We start from the raw sequence: 17,508 nt of genomic DNA, 5'->3' as shown, positions 1-17,508 counted from the left end.
AGGCTCACTTGACGTCAAGTTATTGTTTTAGAGTGGCGCGGTTCACACCGCTGCATGGGTATCGATTGAATACTTGTTGTAGCGGGGCGGACTGCGTTTGACCGGGTTTTGGGAGGTCAGATGGATCCGGCGGTACTGCTGCAGCCAAAGGAAGAGGATGCACCAAGCGGTGCAAATCTCGAGTATGACCCGGCCTTCACGGATATGGAGCTTGCTGCTCAGCCGGGGGAAGAAACCGTTATCGGCGATGAGCGCACCGAGGCGACGGATCCCGATTACCGCGAAGTCGCGGTCAAGGCGACAGAGGTTCTGGAGCGCAGCCACGATCTGCGGGCTGCCGTGTTTTTGGCCGATGCCTTGCTGCAATCCGAAGGTCTGTCCGGTTTTGCGGATGTGACCACATTCATGCGCGGCTGTCTTGAGCAATACTGGGACACCTGCCACCCCGAGCTTGATGAAGATGATGGCGATCCGATCATGCGGATCAACGCGGTTCAGGATCTTTGCGGTCAACCCGGTGGCATGGCAGGGCCTTCACCGGTCTACCGGTCTCTGCGCCGCACGCCTCTGAGCGACAGCCGCGGATTTGGCCGCTTCTCCCTGCGGGAGATGGAAGTGGCCGAAGGGATTGCGACGGCGCCATCGGACATGGAGCGGGTGCCGGATCAGGCGACCATAAGTGCTGCCTTTCAGGACAGCGATCCCGAAGGGATCGCGACCCGGCTGGCGGCGGCTGAAACGGCGGTCGAGAACGTTAAGGCAATCTCTGCGGTGTTTGACGAACAGACACCGGGGCAGGGGCCAGAACTGGATCCGCTGATCAAGCTGCTGCAGCATATTGCCAAACGGTTGCGCGACTATGGCAATGTCGAAGAGGGCGCCGAGGCGCCGGAGGCCGATGCGGCAGAAGAGGCCGAGGCCGGAGCTGCCGTGGCAGCGCCCGCTGCAGCTGCCGGGATTGCGCCGGGGGCGATCAACTCTCCTGCTGATGTGTCCAACATGCTGGACCGCATCATTGGCTATTACGCACGCGAGGAACCATCGAGTCCGGTGCCATTATTGCTGGAGCGGGCAAAGCGTTTGGTGGGGGCCGATTTCCTCACCATCATGAACGACATGGCGCCACGCGGGCTGGAGAATGTGCAGTTGATCGGCGGCATTGAGGACGACGATTGAAACAACAGGGACAGTGGCGTGTGACGACAGGTCGAAAAGATCACCGCATCGTGCCACGGAATTGACGAGTAAGGAGACCTAGATGGCCGGAAGTTCACAAAAGTTCATCGCCCGGAACCGGGCACCCCGGGTTCAAATCGAATATGATGTGGAGCTGTACGGCGCGGAAAAGAAGGTTCAGCTGCCCTTTGTTATGGGTGTGATGGCGGATTTGACCGGGAAATCCGAGGTGGAACAGCCCGCGGTCGCCGATCGCAAGTTTCTGGAAATCGACGTGGACAACTTCGATGACCGGATGAAGTCCATGGCGCCGCGTGCCTCTTTCACCGTGCCCAATACGCTGACCGGCGAGGGGAACCTGGCCGTCGATATCACTTTTGAAAGCATGGATGATTTCAAACCGGCCGCTATCGCTGCCAAGGTCGAGCCGCTGCGCGAGCTGTTGGATGCGCGCACGCAGCTGAGCAACCTGATGACCTACATGGACGGCAAGACCGGCGCCGAGGATCTGATTGCAAAAATCATGCAGGATCCGAGCCTGCTGAAAACCCTGGCGGCCCAACCGAAACCCGGCGGCGATGCCGGGTCTGATGCGGAATAAGGAGGATCACAATGGCTGACGAAGAACTCCAGACCGAAGCCGCAGTTGCCGAAAGCGCCTTTGGCTCCGCCGAATTTGAAAACCTCCTGCAAAAGGAATTCCGCCCCAAGTCCGATCAGGCCAAGACCGCAGTCGAAAGCGCGGTCAAGACGCTGGCCGAACAGGCCCTGGCCAATACCGGGCTGATTTCCGACGATGCCCTGCGCTCGATCGAGAGCATCGTGGCTGAGATCGACAAGAAGCTGACCGAGCAGGTCAACCTGATCCTGCACAATGAAGAGTTCCAGCAATTGGAAAGCGCCTGGCGCGGACTGCATTATCTCGTCAACAATACCGAAACCGACGAGATGCTGAAAATTCGGGTGATGCCGATCAGCAAAAAGGAACTGGGCAAGACCCTGAAGAAATTCAAAGGCACTGCCTGGGACCAGTCTCCGATCTTCAAGAAGCTTTATACCGAAGAATTTAGCCAGCTGGGCGGTGAACCCTATGGCTCGCTGGTGGCGGATTATCACTTCGACCATTCTCCGCCGGATATCGAACTGCTGGGCGAGATGTCCAAGATCGCCGCTGCAACCCATGCGCCGCTGATCACGGGCGCCAAGCCGACCCTGTTCCAGATGGACAGCTGGTCCGAACTGTCCAATCCGCGCGATCTGACCAAGATCTTCCAGACGCCGGAATATGCCGCCTGGCGGTCCCTGCGCGAAAGCGAAGACTCCAAATACGTTGGTCTGGCGATGCCACGCTTCCTTGGCCGTCTGCCTTATGGATCGAAGACCGATCCGGTGGATGAATTCGCATTCGAAGAAGACACCAGCGGTGCGGGCAGCGAGAAATACGGCTGGGTCAACGCCGCCTATGGCATGGCCACCAATATCACCCGCTCGTTCAAGACTTACGGCTGGTGTTCGCGGATCCGGGGCGTCGAAAGCGGCGGTACACTGGAAGAGCTGCCATCGCATACCTTCCCGACCACGGATGGCGGTGTGGATCAGAAATGCCCGACCGAGATTGCCATTGATGACCGGCGCGAGGCGGAACTGGCCAAGAACGGCATGATGCCGCTGATCCACCGCAAGAACACGGATGTGGCGACATTCATGGGCGCGCAATCCCTGCACAAGCCCACCGAATATGACGATCCGGATGCGACAGCGAATGCCAACCTTGGGGCCCGCCTGCCGTATCTTTTCGCCACCTGCCGGTTCGCGCATTACCTCAAATGCATGGTGCGCGACAAAGTCGGGTCGTTCAAAAGCCGCCAGGACATGGAAAGCTGGCTGCAGAACTGGATCAACAATTACGTCGATTTCAACGCCGATATTTCATCGGAAAACGAGAAGGCGCGCAAACCTCTCGCCGCTGCGGAAGTGGTGGTCGAAGAGGTCGAGGGCAACCCGGGCTATTACAGCTCCAAATTTTTCCTGCGCCCGCATTACCAGCTTGAAGGACTTTCCGTCTCGCTCCGGCTGGTGTCGAAACTGCCCTCAGAAAAAGGAGGCTGATTTCCACTCATCAGCCGCACACAACAGGGTCTGACAAAACATTTGGCCTTAACGAGTACTGAATTTGAAAGGATAGAAAATGGCTGCGAATATGTTCGTCGAGATTTCGGACATCGAAGGCGATGCAACCGAAGAGAACCACAAGAACTGGATCGTGATCCAGTCCGCCAGCTGGAACGTGGAACGCGCTGTCGAAATGACCGATCTCGGCTCGACCCAGCGGATGCATGCGAATTCGAACTTTGGTAAGATCGAACTGACCTCCCAGATGGGCAAGGCATCCAACGAGCTTGCCAAATCCGTTGCAAACGGCACGGTGCGTCCGGAAATCATCATGCACTGGTGTCGTTCGGGTGACAGCCAGTCCGAAGGTCTGCTGGCCTATTCCGAATGGAAGCTCAAGGATGTGGTGGTCGACAGTTATTCGATCTCCGCGAGCGAGGATGGCATCCCCGAGGAAACCTGGTCGCTGGCCTATGCCGCGATCGAGCACACCTACAAGTCGACGAACCAGAAGACCGGCAAACTGGAAAAACCGGTTGTCTTCCAGTGGAACGTTCAGTCGGGCAAATTCGAATACTGATATGCCCTCGCCCCGGACGTTTTGGGCGTCCGGGGTATTTGTTTGTGATCAAGTAACTGTCGGAGTTGGCGCATGACCCCCGAGGAATATCTGAAGTCGGGCGATCCTGGTAAGGCGCTGACGGCCCTGCAGGATAAGGTGCGGGCGGACCCGTCGAATGCGAAACTGCGAATTTTCCTGTTTCAACTGCTCTGTATTCTAGGGGACTGGAAACGGGCCATCGCTCAGCTGAAGCTGAGCGCGGAACTGGATCCGGGCGCCACGCTCATGGCGCAGACCTACCGAGAAGCGATCATTTGCGAGGTGTACCGAGAAAAGGTCTTTCAGGGTGAAAAGGCCCCGATGATCTTTGGCGAACCGCAGGACTGGCTGGCGCATCTGATCGAAGCGCAGAAACTTCTGGCGCATGGCAAACACGATGAATCCGCAGCGCTCCGGGCCAAGGCTTTTGATGCGGCTCCGGCGACCCCGGGCGAAGCGGATGGCAAGGTCTTTGACTGGATCGCCGATGCCGATATGCGGCTTGGCCCGGTGCTGGAGGTGATCATCAACGGCCGGTATTTCTGGATGCCCTTTTCCCAGATCCGGTCGCTTGAACTGGATGAACCAGCTGATCTGCGCGATCGAGTCTGGATGGCAGGCACCATCACGCTGGTGAACGGGGGAGAACTGGTTGCGCTGGTGCCGACCCGATATCCCGAGAGCACCGAGGCAGACCCGGAGGCCATGATGGCCCGGGCAACGGATTGGCAGGATATCGGCGCGAATACCTATGTCGGCATCGGTCAGCGGTTGCTCACCATTGGCGATCAGGACATCGCGATTATGGATCTGCGCAGTCTGCGCTTGCATGGCGCCGAGGACACGGATGAGCCGCAGGGCGGCCTGACGGATGGCTGATCAGACTCTTGCCGAACGCCTTCAGCCCTCTTTGCTGGATCGGCTGACGGACAATGATCCCGGCAACCGCAAGGAAAGCCGGGAATCGCGGGTGATCGACCTAAACCGGCTCCGTGACATCATCCAGCGGGATCTGTCCTGGCTGCTGAACACGCTGAACGGAGAAAGCCATATTCCCGTCGACAGATATCCGGCGGTGGCGGCTTCGGTTCTGAACTACGGGCTAGGTGAAGTTTCGGGTGAGTATTCGACCAGCGAGAAAACGGAAATGATCCGGCGCGGGATCGAGCGGGCGGTGTCCCGCTATGAGCCGCGGATCATCGAAGGGTCTGTCGATGTCCGCCTGACCGGCGAAACAGAGGCCGCAGGCATGACGGTGGCTCTGGAGATCCGCGCGGATATGTGGGCGCAACCGATGCCGCTGGAGCTTTACCTGCGCAGCAAGGTTGATCTGACCACCGGTGAAGTAAACGTGGAACGAGGGCTGTAGCAATGGATACACGGCTGCTGGACCACTATGAAAACGAGCTGAATTACCTGCGCGACATGGGCAGCGAATTTGCTGCGGCCTATCCGAAAATTGCGGCGCGGCTTGGTATGGAGGGGGTTGAGGTTCTCGACCCCTATGTGGAACGGCTGCTGGAAGGGGTCGCGTTCCTGTCGGCCCGGGTGCAGCTGGAGCTGGAGCTGCAGTATCCCAATTTCACTTCGAACCTGCTGGAAATCATTTATCCGCATTACCTTGCGCCGACGCCGTCGATGATGATCGCAGCCTTTGAACCGGATACCAGCAACTCTGCCGTCAAAAGCGGCTATGTCATGCCGCGCGGCTCGGTGCTGCGGTCGCGCCTGACCGAAGGGGAGCAGACCCCCTGCGAATTTCGAACCGCGGCGGAAATCACCATGTGGCCGATCGAGATCACTGAGGCCCAGTATATCGACGGTCGCGGGGATCTGGTGGCCGCCGGGGTTGCAACCGGCTTTGATGCCCGCGCCGGCATTCGCCTGCGGCTGAAACGCAACGATGGTGAGGCGCTGCGCGATCTTGGCATGGACCGGTTGCAGATCTACCTGTCCAGCGCAGCGGGCAACAGCTGGCCCTTGCTGGAACTTCTGTGCACCCAGGTGCAGGGGGTCGTCGCGCGGTCAACCAACCGCAGGGCCGATTGGCAGGCGCCTTTGGCTGATGGCGCTGTGGTGCAAAAGGGGTTTTCCCGCGAAGAGGCCTTGCTGCCGGTGCCCCGGCAATCCTACGACGGCTATCGCCTGCTCCAGGAATACTTCGCCATGCCCGAACGGTTCCGCTTTGTGGAACTTCAGGGGCTGGCGCCTGCATTGCAGCGTGCCGAGGGGGATGAGGTCGATATCTACATCCTGCTGCGCGAAGGCATGCGCGGCATCGAGCCCATCGTCGTACCCGAGGTTTTTCAGCTGAATGCGGTTCCGGCGGTGAACTTGTTTGAAAAACGCTGCGACCGGGTCCGTATCACCCCGAACGACACCGAACATCAGGTGATCCCGAACCGGACTGCGGGGCTGGATTTTGAAATCTACGCCTTGCGGAGCGTTACCGGGATCAGCGGCGAAGGCGAAGATGACGTGGTCTTCCGCCCGTTCTATTCGGCCACTGATTTTACCGCTGCGGGCGAAACTCATCCCGCCTATTACACGATCAAACGCCGGATGCGGCAAAGATCCGAAAAGGAGCGCCTGCGCGGGGTGCGCTCGTCCTATCTGGGGTCCGAAGTCTACCTGACGCTGGTGGACCGCACGCAGGCGCCCTTCGGGCCGCATCTGGAACAGCTGGCGGTCAATGCGCTTTGCACCAACCGGGATCTTCCCTTGTTGCTGGCAACCGGGAACGATGACGTGTTTCACCTGCCGGAGGGCGGGCCGGTGCGGAAGATCTCCTTGCCGGTCGCTCCGACGCGGCCGCATCCGACGCTGGCACAGGGGGATACCGCCTGGCGGCTGATCTCCCATCTCAGCCTCAACTACGTGTCGATTGCCGACAGCGGCAAGGGGCAGGCGGCCGAGGCCCTGCGCGAGTTGGTGGGCCTTTATGCCCCATTGGGAAACCGGGTCACCGAAAAGCAATTGGAAGGGATCGTATCGGTGTCGAGCCGCCCCATCGTGCGGCGGATGAGCGACGAGATCCTGTCGACCGCCGTGCGCGGGCTCGAGATCACAATCGGATTTGACGAAAGCTTTTTTGAAGGCAGCAACATCTATGCGCTGGGGGCCGTGCTGGAGCGGTTCTTTCGCGGATATGCCACCATCAATTCGTTCACGGAAACGGTTCTTCGAACCGAGAAACGCGGAGACATTGCCAGATGGCGACCGGAAAAGGGCCTCGGCCGGATGATCTGAGTCTATATGGCCGGCTGGCCGCGTCGCCTGAAGAGCATCACGTTTTTCAGGCCCTGCGGCTGCTGGAGGCGCATTTTGCCGAGGCCCCGCGCCTCGGCGAAAGCCGTCGCCCGCGCGAGGACCGTCTGCGGCTGGGGCAGGAGGCCGAGCTGGCCTTTCCACCCTCCACCATTGCGGGCTTCACCCCGCCAGAGGGCGACCGGCCTGCGCGCCTGACCAACCGGTTCTTTGGTCTGTTCGGCCCGCAGGGTCCGCTGCCGCTGCACCTGACGGAATATGCCCGGGATCGCAAACGGAACCACCGCGACCCGACCATGGTGGCCTTTGCCGATATGCTGACCCACCGGATGCTGAGCCTTCTGTACCGGGCCTGGACACAGGGGCAGCCGGCCGTCAGCTTTGACCGCGCCGATGATCCGATGGCCAAACGCATCGCTGCCTTTACCGGCTACAGCGGCAAGGGCCTGCCGGATCGCGATGCCATGCCGGATCTGGCGAAGTTGCATTTTTCGGGGCACCTCTCGCAAGGCGCAAAGCACCCCGAAGGACTGGTCTCGATTCTGTCCGCCTTCCTGGAGGTGCCTGTCCATCTGGAAGAATATGTCGGTAGCTGGCTGCAGCTGGAACCGGATGACCGCTGGCAACTGGGATCCGGGGCTTTGGGGCGCAGCACCAGCCTGGGTGACAAGGTCTGGAGCAGAACCGCCAAGTTCCGCCTGCGGATCGGCCCGCTCAGCCTTGCGGATTATAATCGGCTGCTGCCGGGGGGGAGGGCCCTTTCGCGTCTGCGGTCCATCGTGCGGTCCTACGTCGGCGATGTGCTGGACTGGGATGTGAATCTTGTGCTGGCCGGAGACGAGGTGCCGCGCGCCAGTCTCGGCGGCAGCACCCGGCTGGGCCATACCAGCTGGATCCGCTCGCGGCCCGATCCGGACAAGGACCAGCCCGATGCGGGTGATCTGTATCTGTATCCCGGTGTCGCCGCCGGGTCCCAAGAACGAGTAGAGGGAGTGATGTGAAATGACCGAGATCAGCCGTGTGGCCTTGTTCGGCAAGCTCAACAAACTGGGATATCAGGCCGTCGAAGGCGCAACCGTATTCTGCAAGATGCGGGGCAATCCCTATGTGGAGCTGGTCCACTGGATGCATCAGCTTCTGGCGCTACAGGACAGCGATCTGCACCGGATCATCCAGCACTATGACCTGGACACCGGCAAGATCGCGACGGAACTGACGCGGGCGCTGGATATGCTGCCGCGCGGGGCCTCGGCGATTTCGGATCTGAGCGATCATTTGATGGGTGCGATGGAACGCGGCTGGGTCTGGGGCTCGCTGCTCTATTCCGACTCCAAGGTGCGCAGCGGTTATCTGCTGCTGGGGATGCTGAAAACACCCGCCTTGCGCAATATCCTGGCGTCGATGTCGCCCGAGCTGGCCAAGATCGGCGCCGATGATCTGGCCGACAATTTTGCCGAAGCCACGGAAGGCTCGCCCGAGGATCGCCTTGGCGCGCAGGATGGCAGCGACGTGGGCGGCGGTGCCGAGCCGGGTGAAGCTTCCAATGCGATGGCCCCCGGCGCCATGGGCAAGGGCGAGGCGCTGGAGCAATTCTGCACCGACCTGACCGAACAGGCCCGCAATGGGGAAATCGATCCGATCGTCGGCCGGGACGAGGAAATCCGCCAGATCGTCGATATCCTGATGCGGCGGCGCCAGAACAACCCGATCCTGACCGGGGAGGCAGGCGTCGGGAAAACCGCGGTGGTCGAAGGTTTCGCGCTGCGCATCGCCCGCGGTGATGTTCCGCCCGCCTTGCAGGATGTGCGACTGCTGGTGCTGGACGTGGGTTTGTTGCAGGCCGGCGCCAGCATGAAGGGCGAATTTGAAAACCGTCTGCGACAGGTGATTGACGAGGTGCAGGCCAGCCCCACGCCAATTGTGATGTTTGTGGATGAAACCCACACGCTGGTCGGGGCAGGGGGCGCAGCGGGCACCGGCGATGCGGCCAACCTGCTGAAACCGGCCCTGGCGCGTGGCACCCTGCGCACCATTGGCGCAACCACATGGGCCGAATACAAGAAATACATCGAAAAGGACCCCGCGCTGACCCGCCGTTTCCAGGTGGTGAAGGTGGATGAGCCGGACATTCCCAAGGCGATCCTGATGATGCGCGGCATCGCTTCGATGCTGGAGAAACACCACCGCGTGCAGGTTCTGGATGAAGGTATCGAAGCGGCGGTCACCCTGTCGGCGCGCTATATCCCGGCGCGGCAATTGCCGGACAAATCCGTCAGCCTGCTGGATACGGCCTGCGCTCGTGTGGCGGTCAGTCAGCACGCAGTCCCGGCCGAGGTGGACGACAGTCAGCGCCGGATCGAGGCGCTGACCACCGAGCTGGAGATCATCGGTCGCGACGAAACCGCCGGCTATGACGTTGCCGCGCGGCGCGAGGCCGTGGCCGCTGCAAAGTCCGCTGAGGAAGAGCGCCTGGCGGAACTCAAAGGCCAGTGGGACCGGGAAAAAGCCGTGGTTGAGGCGATCCTTGAGCTGCGCGCCAAGCTGCGCGAGGGCGCCGCGCCGGTGGATGCGCCTGCCGAAGAAGTTGAAGACGCCGGTGACAGCCCGCTGGATGAGGAAACCCGCGCCACCCTGATGCAGGAATTGAAGGAGAAAAACGCGGAACTGGAAGAGCTGCAGGGCGACCGCCCCCTGATCCTGCCCATCGTCGATCATCAGGCGGTGGCCTCGGTCGTGGGGGACTGGACCGGCATCCCGGTGGGTCGCATGGTCAAGGATGAAATCGCCACCATCCTGTCGCTCGAAGAGCATCTGGCCAAGCGGGTGATCGGACAGGATCACGCGATGCAGATGATTGCCAAGCGCATCCAGACCAGCCGCGCCGGCCTCGACAACCCGAACAAACCCATCGGTGTCTTCCTGCTGGCCGGCACCAGCGGTGTGGGTAAGACGGAAACGGCGCTTGCGCTGGCCGAGGTCCTTTATGGTGGTGAGCAGAATGTCATCACCATCAACATGTCCGAATATCAGGAGGCCCATTCGGTCAGCTCGCTGAAAGGCGCGCCTCCGGGCTATGTTGGCTATGGTGAGGGCGGCGTTCTGACCGAGGCGGTGCGTCGCAAGCCCTATTCGGTGGTGCTGCTGGATGAGGTCGAAAAGGCCCACCCGGACGTGCACGAGATCTTCTTTCAGGTCTTTGACAAGGGCGTGATGGAGGACGGCGAAGGCCGCGTGATCGATTTCAAGAACACGCTGATCCTGCTGACCTCGAACGCGGGCAGCGATCTGATCATGGATATGTGCGCGGACCCGGATCTGATGCCGGAACCCGAAGGCATCGCCAAGGCGCTGCGTGATCCGCTCCTGAAGATCTTTCCGGCGGCGCTTCTGGGGCGTCTGGTGACGATCCCCTATTATCCGCTCAGCCCCGACATGATCGCAGAGATTACCCGGCTGCAGCTGGGTCGGATCAAGAAACGCGTCGAGGAAGCGCATAGCGTGCCGTTCTCTTATTCGGATGCGGTCGTCGACAAGATCGTCGAGCGTTGTCAGGAGCTGGAAAGCGGTGGCCGGATGATCGACGCCATCGTCACCAACAGCATGCTGCCAGACATCTCCAACGAATTCCTGCGCCGCCTGATGGAGGGCCGGGAGGTGAGCAAGGTTGAGATCGACATCGCGGATGACGCCTTCTCATACGCATTCGAATAGGAGCGCAAAGCGCGCCGGGTGAACCGGCACAAGTAGTCAGTAGGAAACAGCGGTCGACGGGGCTGCAATTTTATCAGTGAGGATCTTGAGATGGCAAAGACGACAGTAACAAAGGCAACGCTGCCAATCATCGATATCGTGCGCAGCAAACCAAAGCTGATCTATCTGGAAATCCCCAAATACCGCGCGGACGTGGTGATCGAGGTCACAACCACCGGCAAGCTGTCGAAGCCCAAAGAGGTGCCCAGCACGGCGATGAACCGTCTGAAAGCGGCCGCCGAGGCGGTGATGCTGGATTACGAGAAGATCATCAAGGAAGAGGCGGTCCGGCTCGACAAGAAGATCGGCGAGCTGATGCAGGAGCCGACCAAGAAGAACGTGGCAGCGGCGCAGCAGATGATCGCTGACTCCAACATGAGCATCAAGAACGCCTTGGCCTCGGCCGAACCGGCAGCCCAGAAGGCGGTTGAAAAGACGCTGAAGGCCGAGGCGCAGAAGGATAAGTTGCTGAAAGAGGCGCGGGTCAAGACTACGGTCAAATGCAGCCTTGGTGTGATCAAGATCGGCGCCTCGGTGGCGAAACTGATTGCCACATCGGGGGCCGAGATCACCTCCTACAAAACCATCGTGGTCGAGGTGGCCAAACTGGGTCTTGAGATCAATCAGCAGCTGAAGAACGAAGCCAAGCTGCGCAAGGACCTGCAAAAGGGGCTCGCTGCCTTTCTGAAACTGCGGGAAACCTCGGTGCAGCAGGCAATCGACCGGCAGGGACTTGGCGATATCGCGGGCAATCTCGATTATTCCAAACCGATGGCCGCGATCAAGGGAGCGCTGAAATCTGCGAAAGATGCCGGAGAGGAAGTCACCCAGGGGCGTGATCTGAAATCCATCGCCGCAAAGATCATGGATTTCTCGGTGAAGAAGATCAAAAGCAACCTTGCCGATGTGGAAAAGGCCCGCGTGGCCTACCGTGAACACACCACCAAGACCCGCCACCGCGCTGACAAACTGGGCGCCAGCGCGGACAAACTGATGAAGGCGATGAAGTCCAACAGGACCCTGAAGGAAGGGGTCAAGATCGGCGCGAAATGTATGGATCTGAAACGGGCAGGCTCTGCCATGAACAAGAAGCTGGCTGAGCGCGAAGCGTTTCTCGTTGAAATTCAGGAGGTGATGAAGGGCAACGGTCTGGAGATCGACGACCGTACCACCATTCAGAAGATCAAGGAGCTGGAGAAACTGACCATCCTGGAAGAGGGCAAGGGCGTCCTCGATGCGATCAAGGACATCAAGGGCCTGGTCGACAACGTGGTGGAAGCGGCGGCCTGACGCCTGCCAAAGAGCGAGAGGAGAAGAGACGTTGAGTACCGCAGACCACGAAGAGAGTTTGACGCTGCGCGCCCGCGCCCGCATTTTTGTGGAACGCCCTGCGGTGACCAACGGTATCCTGGGTGTCATCATCTTCAACGCGGTGACGCTGGGACTCAGCACCTCACAATCGGTCGATGCCCAGATTGGCGGTTTGCTGGATGGGATCGACCGGCTTGTGCTGGGGATCTTTGTTGCTGAACTGGCGCTGAAACTCTTCGCCTATGGGTTCCGGTTCTTCGCCTCGGCCTGGAATATCTTTGACCTGCTGGTCGTCAGCGTCGGTCTTTTGCCGGACAAACAAGGGCTGTCGGCCCTGCGCGGGTTGCGGGTGATCCGGGCGCTGCGCCTGCTTTCAGTCATTCCGCAGATGCGGGCTGTGGTGCAGGCGCTTCTGGATGCCTTGCCCGGCATGGGCGCGGTGATCGTCATGATCTCAATCGTCTTCTACGTCTTTGGGGTGATGGCAACGCTGATGTATGGCGCGGCTTTCCCGGAATGGTTCGGCACGCTGGGGCGGTCGCTCTATTCCCTCTTCCAGATCATGACATTGGAAAGCTGGTCGATGGGGATCGTGCGTCCGGTGATGGAGGTTTTCCCCTTTGCCTGGTCGTTCTTCGTGCCCTTTATCGTCATCACCGCCTTTTCGGTGCTGAACCTGTTCATCGGTCTTCTGGTCAATACCATGCAGTCCGCGGTGGAGGCTGAGGCGGAAGCCGAATTCGAACAGCTGCGCGATCTGGTGCGCCGGGAGACTGATGTGATCGACGAACATGTTCTGGAGATGCATCAGGAGATCAAAGTGCTGCGCAATGAACTGGCGGCGCTGAAAGGGGGCGGGGATGGCTGACAGCTCACAAAAGTTCATTGCCCGCAATCGTGCGCCCCGGGTTCAGATTGAATATGATGTGGAGCTTTACGGCGCGGAGAAGAAGGTTCAGCTGCCCTTTGTCATGGGGGTGATGGCGGATCTGACGGGCAAATCGAAGGTGCCGCAGCCGTCGGTGGCGGACCGGACATTTCTGGAGATCGACGTCGACAATTTCGACGCGCGGATGAAGGCGCTGGCGCCCCGCGCCGCCTTTTCGGTGCCCAACACGCTGACCGGCGAGGGCAATCTGTCGGTCGATCTGACTTTCGAAAGCATGAAGGATTTTTCACCCGGCGCGATTGCCGCCAAGGTGGACGCGCTGCGCCCGCTGCTGGAGGCGCGCACCCAGCTGCAAAACCTGATGGCCTATATGGATGGCAAATCCGGGGCGGAGGCGCTGATCGAAAAGATCCTGCATACTCCCAGCTTGCTGGCGGCGGTGTCGGCCTCCGAACCCTCCGCCGACACAGAGACGGCCCTTGAATCCTTGCGTGGCATAGATTTGCCAGAGGAGGCTGCGGATGACAGCAGCGATATTCTGTCGGACTTGGCAGGCCAGGCCCCGGTAGAGGTAAAAACAGAGGACGGGTCCGCGGGTGTTCTGGACAGCCTGCGCGGGCAGGCGCCTGAGGAACAGGATGAGGCGGATGCGACCTCCGGTATCCTTGAGGGTCTTGCGACGGGTGAACCGGCGGCAGAACCGGCAGAGGACGAGACGGCGGATGTCCTGAAGGATCTGGCGGGGTCAGAACCATCTCAGGACACGGGGGCTGACACGGTGACCGATGTCCTGGCCGGGATCGCAAGCACTGCACCTGCCGCTGAGGATGCCGGGCCTGACATCGATGATGTTCTTGGAGGTATTGAGGCGACGGACACGGCAACGCCACCTGAAAAGGACGACGCGGCGCAGGTGTTGCAGGGCCTTTCGCAGTCCCCGGTAGAAGAGGAAGAGACGCAGGACGATCTGTCCGCCGCGCTCGACAGTTTGCCCGAAACCGAAGACAGCGACGCGCCGGATGAGGCTTTGGCCGCGCTGGACAGCCTGTCTGACGTGGAAACGGTGCAGGCTGCTGAAGAGGATGTAAGCGATATTCTTGGCGGCATTGCCACAGCGGAAGAGACGGACCCTGTAGGCGACGAGGATGAAGCGTTGAAAGCCCTCGATACCCTGGCCACCGCCGCGCCACCGCCGGAGCAGGAAGAACCGGAAGATACGCTGGCAGATATCCTCGGGAGCGTACCAGGGGATACCAGCGGCGCGGAAGAGGAGGCGGCGCAGACAGCTGCCCTCAGCAGTCTGGCCTCGGTTGAGGTTTCAGACAGTGGAGCGCCTGAGGACGATGTCGCGGCGCTGCTGGAAGGCTTAGCCGAGCCGGAAACCGACGCGGTAGAGGAAGCCGATACAACGGAAGACGCGCTGCAGTCTCTGGCGGAAGTCGAGACAGGGGATAGCGAGGAAGACGCCCCCGATCTCGATGGCATTCTAGGCGGCATTTCCGAAGAGGAGCCGACCGGCGGCGACGACACGGACGAAGGGGGAGCGGATGATATCCTGTCGGATCTCGGCCTGAGTGATAGCCACGATGACGAAGAGGCAGAAGGCGAAGACACTGCCCAGGTGGCAGCCCTTAGCAGCCTTACGTCGGTTGAAGTTTCAGAAACCGAAGCGCCGGAAGACGATGTCGCGGCGCTGTTGGAAGGGCTAGCCGGGCCGGAAACCGACGCGGCAGAGGCAAGTGATACAGCGGAGGATGCGCTGCAGTCTCTGGTGGAAGTCGAGACAGGGGATAGCGAGCAAGCTGATCCCGACCTTGATGACATTCTGGGTGGTATCTCTGAAGAGGATCGGGTCGGCGGCGACGACGCGGACGAAGGAGACGCGGATGACATCCTGTCCGATCTGGGTCTGAGCGACGAGGCAGAGGAGACAGCGGCCGAGGACAGTGATCTGGACGATCTTCTGGGTGATTTGACTGCAGATGAAGAGCCTGAAGGGCAGGCAGATCAGATGCAGGAGGAGGACGATCTCGCAGCCCTCTTGCAGGATGCGACCGAGGTCCAAGAGCCGGATGACGCTCCGGACGATGACCTTGCCGCTTTGCTGGCGGACGATGATGAGGAGGTGTCCGAGGCAGAGCCGAGTGATGCGGATTTCGATCTGGATGCTCTGCTCGCGGATGAGACTTCGGACGACTCTGATGAAGCCGAAGAGGCGGCAGAGAAAGCGGCGGGCGATGATCTGGATGATTTGTTGTCCGGGTTCGAAGAAGACGCCAGCGACGATGCAGATGAGGATGATCTGGACAACCTGCTCGCAGGCTTGGGTGACGAAGCTTCCGAGGAAAAAGAGCCTGATGAAATCACAGATGAAGCTGAGAAAAGCGATGACCTCGACGCTCTTCTGACGGATCTGGATGATCCGGGTGATGATCTGGATGCCCTGTTGGCGGGTGAGGAAACTGCGGATACGGCCGACGATGATGATCTTGACGATCTGCTGGCCGGGCTTGGCAGCGAGGATGAGGACGCAGGCGGCGACGATCTGGATGATCTTCTGGGGGATCTCACGGCAGATGAGACAGCCAAAGAAGAGGTGGCCCCTCCGGCAGCCGCGGAAGCCGAGGCTGACAAGGACCCGGAATTCGCATTTGGAACCCTCTCCGCAGACCGTCCTGAGCCGCAGAAATTGGTGAGAAAACGCTTCCGCTTGGCGCTGTTTGGGGATTTTTCGGGCCGGGCGGCGCGCGGTATTGTCGAAACCGGCGATGCCCTGGCTGCGCGTAAAGCGGTTCTCTTGGATCCCGATACGGTCGAGGATGTGATCGAAAGCTTTGCCACCGAATTGGTGCTGCCCATCGGCAAGGATGGCGCAGGCATCGCGGTCAAGCTGGGCACGCTGGACGATCTGCACCCGGATGAGCTGTTTGAAAATGTTGCGCTGTTTTCTGAACTCGTGGGGCTGCGCAAACAGTTGCAAAGCGGCGCCACGGCGGATCATGCGGTGACGACGTTGCGCGCCTGGGCGGAGAAACACGGCACCCGCGCCCATGCGCCGAAAACCCGCTCGGCAGGCAGTTCGGTGCCCGCGGACCGGCGGCTCAGCGCCTTCCAGCAGCTGATCGGCGATACCGGCAATGCGCTGCGGCAAGCCTCTCCGGTCGAGGAGATGCTGGCCCGTATCGTTGGCCCGCATATTCGCGCGCTGCCAGATCCGGACGTGGCGGCGATGCAGGTGGCGGTGGACGAAGCGCTGTCTGATGCGATGCGGCTGGTGCTGCATCATCCGGAATTCCAATCAGTTGAAGCGCAGTGGCGCGCGCTGGATCTGATCGCGCGCTCGGTCGAGGTCGACGACAGCCTTGAGGTCATGCTGTATGACGTTTCGGCCGAGGAACTGGCGGCGGATCTGGCCGCCGCCGATGATCTGACCCAAAGCGGTTTTGCCCGCCTGCTGACCGAGGAGCCGCTGGACGAGGAAAACGGGCGTGGCGGCTATTCGGCGCTGATTGGCCTCTATGGTTTCGAGGAAACCCCGCCGCATGCGGAGCTTTTGGGCCGGATCGCGCGGGTCGCTGCGCATGTGGATGCGCCCTTCTTTGCCGCTATGTCGCCCGCCTTCCTGGCGGTCCCGAAAAAGGAACGCCCGAAACTGGTGGCCGAGGCCTGGGACACCCTGCAGGGCATGTCCGAAGCGGGGCATCTGGGATTGGTCAGCCCCCGGTTCCTGCTGCGCCGCCCTTATGGCGCCAAAAGCGATCCGATCTACGAGTTCGATTTTGAGGAGTTTACCGAGGCCGAGGGGCTGCGCGGGATGCTCTGGGCCAATCCAGTTGTTCTGGTGGTCATCCTGCTGGCGCGCTCCTTCAAGGCCAATGGTGCGGCGATGCAGCTGGGCAGCATCATGAGCCTTGGCGGCATGCCCTATCATTATGTGAATGACCGTTTTGGGGATCAGGTGGCGCTGCCCTGTACCGAACGCAACATCGATCTGGACAAGATCGCCATGGCCAATGAGCGTGGCTTCATGGCGATTGCGGCGGTCAAGGGACGGGACGAGTTGCGTCTGACCTCCTTCCAGTCGGTGAAAGGCGGAGAAATCCTGGGCCCCTGGACCGGCCTGCCCGCCCCAGAACCTTCGCCGCCCGATCCGCGCAAGGCTGCATCTGCCGCAGGCGGCGAGGATATCGCTCCCGGTTCAGATGGTGGCGATGATGACGATCTGAACCTTGATGATCTGGGGCTCGAAGACCTTGATCTTGATACGGGTGGCGACGACGGCGGCGATCTCGATGATTTGCTGGCGTCTTTTGAAGATATTGATGAGGACAGCGGCGACGACGATGGCATGGATGCCGATCTTGCCGCGCTATTGGATGATTTATGATGTTTCGGATGGACA

The 17,508-nt window shown here is 60.5% G+C and carries 12 protein-coding genes and 1 pseudogene; all 13 read left to right on the top strand.

From position 1 onward, the window contains the following. The first annotated feature begins 120 nt into the window (after positions 1–120). The 13 genes and pseudogenes from tssA (at position 121) to SM765_RS03505 (ending at position 17,493) form a co-directional block, all read left to right on the top strand. A complete protein-coding gene (gene tssA / locus SM765_RS03565; protein WP_274837456.1) occupies positions 121–1,176 on the top strand; it encodes a type VI secretion system protein TssA in 1,056 nt (351 codons plus the stop codon). Positions 1,177–1,258: 82 nt separating this feature from the next. Beyond that, the gene (gene tssB / locus SM765_RS03560; protein WP_274830729.1) at positions 1,259–1,777 is read left to right on the top strand and encodes a type VI secretion system contractile sheath small subunit; all 519 of its coding nucleotides are present in this window, start codon (positions 1,259–1,261) and stop codon (positions 1,775–1,777) included. Between the two features lie 11 nt (positions 1,778–1,788). Next, positions 1,789–3,285 (top strand): type VI secretion system contractile sheath large subunit, encoded by a 1,497-nt coding sequence (gene tssC / locus SM765_RS03555; RefSeq protein WP_274830728.1) that lies wholly within the window; start codon positions 1,789–1,791, stop codon positions 3,283–3,285. 79 nt (positions 3,286–3,364) lie between these two features. Next, positions 3,365–3,868, top strand: coding sequence for an Hcp family type VI secretion system effector (locus SM765_RS03550; RefSeq protein ID WP_274830727.1), 504 nt, complete (start codon positions 3,365–3,367; stop codon positions 3,866–3,868). A 72-nt stretch (positions 3,869–3,940) separates the two neighbouring features. Continuing rightward, positions 3,941–4,768, top strand: a complete 828-nt coding sequence (locus tag SM765_RS03545) for a type VI secretion system accessory protein TagJ (protein ID WP_274837457.1) — start codon at positions 3,941–3,943, stop codon at positions 4,766–4,768. Further along, positions 4,761–5,258 (top strand): type VI secretion system baseplate subunit TssE, encoded by a 498-nt coding sequence (gene tssE / locus SM765_RS03540; protein ID WP_274830725.1) that lies wholly within the window; start codon positions 4,761–4,763, stop codon positions 5,256–5,258. The genes SM765_RS03545 and tssE overlap by 8 nt, the downstream gene beginning before the upstream one ends. Positions 5,259–5,260: 2 nt before the next feature. Next, complete coding sequence (gene tssF, locus SM765_RS03535; protein ID WP_274837458.1) at positions 5,261–7,138, top strand: type VI secretion system baseplate subunit TssF; 1,878 nt, start codon at positions 5,261–5,263, stop codon at positions 7,136–7,138. Further along, positions 7,102–8,157, top strand: a complete 1,056-nt coding sequence (gene tssG, locus SM765_RS03530) for a type VI secretion system baseplate subunit TssG (RefSeq protein WP_274834009.1) — start codon at positions 7,102–7,104, stop codon at positions 8,155–8,157. The genes tssF and tssG overlap by 37 nt, the downstream gene beginning before the upstream one ends. A gap of 1 nt (position 8,158) precedes the next feature. Continuing rightward, on the top strand, positions 8,159–10,867 hold the full coding sequence (tssH, locus tag SM765_RS03525) for a type VI secretion system ATPase TssH (protein WP_274837459.1): 2,709 nt from the start codon (positions 8,159–8,161) through the stop codon (positions 10,865–10,867). Positions 10,868–10,957: 90 nt separating this feature from the next. Continuing rightward, positions 10,958–12,196 carry a hypothetical protein gene (locus SM765_RS03520; RefSeq protein ID WP_274830721.1) on the top strand — a complete coding sequence of 413 codons (1,239 nt, stop codon included), beginning with the start codon at positions 10,958–10,960 and terminating at the stop codon, positions 12,194–12,196. A gap of 31 nt (positions 12,197–12,227) precedes the next feature. After that, positions 12,228–13,085: an ion transporter gene (locus SM765_RS03515; RefSeq protein WP_274830720.1), complete on the top strand. Its 858-nt coding sequence runs from the start codon at positions 12,228–12,230 to the stop codon at positions 13,083–13,085. Next, positions 13,078–13,578 (top strand): annotated as a pseudogene (gene tssB / locus SM765_RS03510) (type VI secretion system contractile sheath small subunit); the annotation flags it as partial. The gene SM765_RS03515 and the pseudogene tssB (SM765_RS03510), both read left to right, overlap by 8 nt. Positions 13,579–15,117: 1,539 nt before the next feature. After that, complete coding sequence (locus SM765_RS03505; protein ID WP_274837495.1) at positions 15,118–17,493, top strand: type VI secretion system contractile sheath domain-containing protein; 2,376 nt, start codon at positions 15,118–15,120, stop codon at positions 17,491–17,493. Positions 17,494–17,508 lie beyond the last annotated feature (15 nt).

It is taken from the genome of Pseudophaeobacter sp. 1A09344, from assembly GCF_041008745.1.
GTDB lineage: Bacteria > Pseudomonadota > Alphaproteobacteria > Rhodobacterales > Rhodobacteraceae > Phycobacter > Phycobacter gallaeciensis_A.
This window is presented reverse-complemented; position numbering and strand designations above follow the sequence as displayed.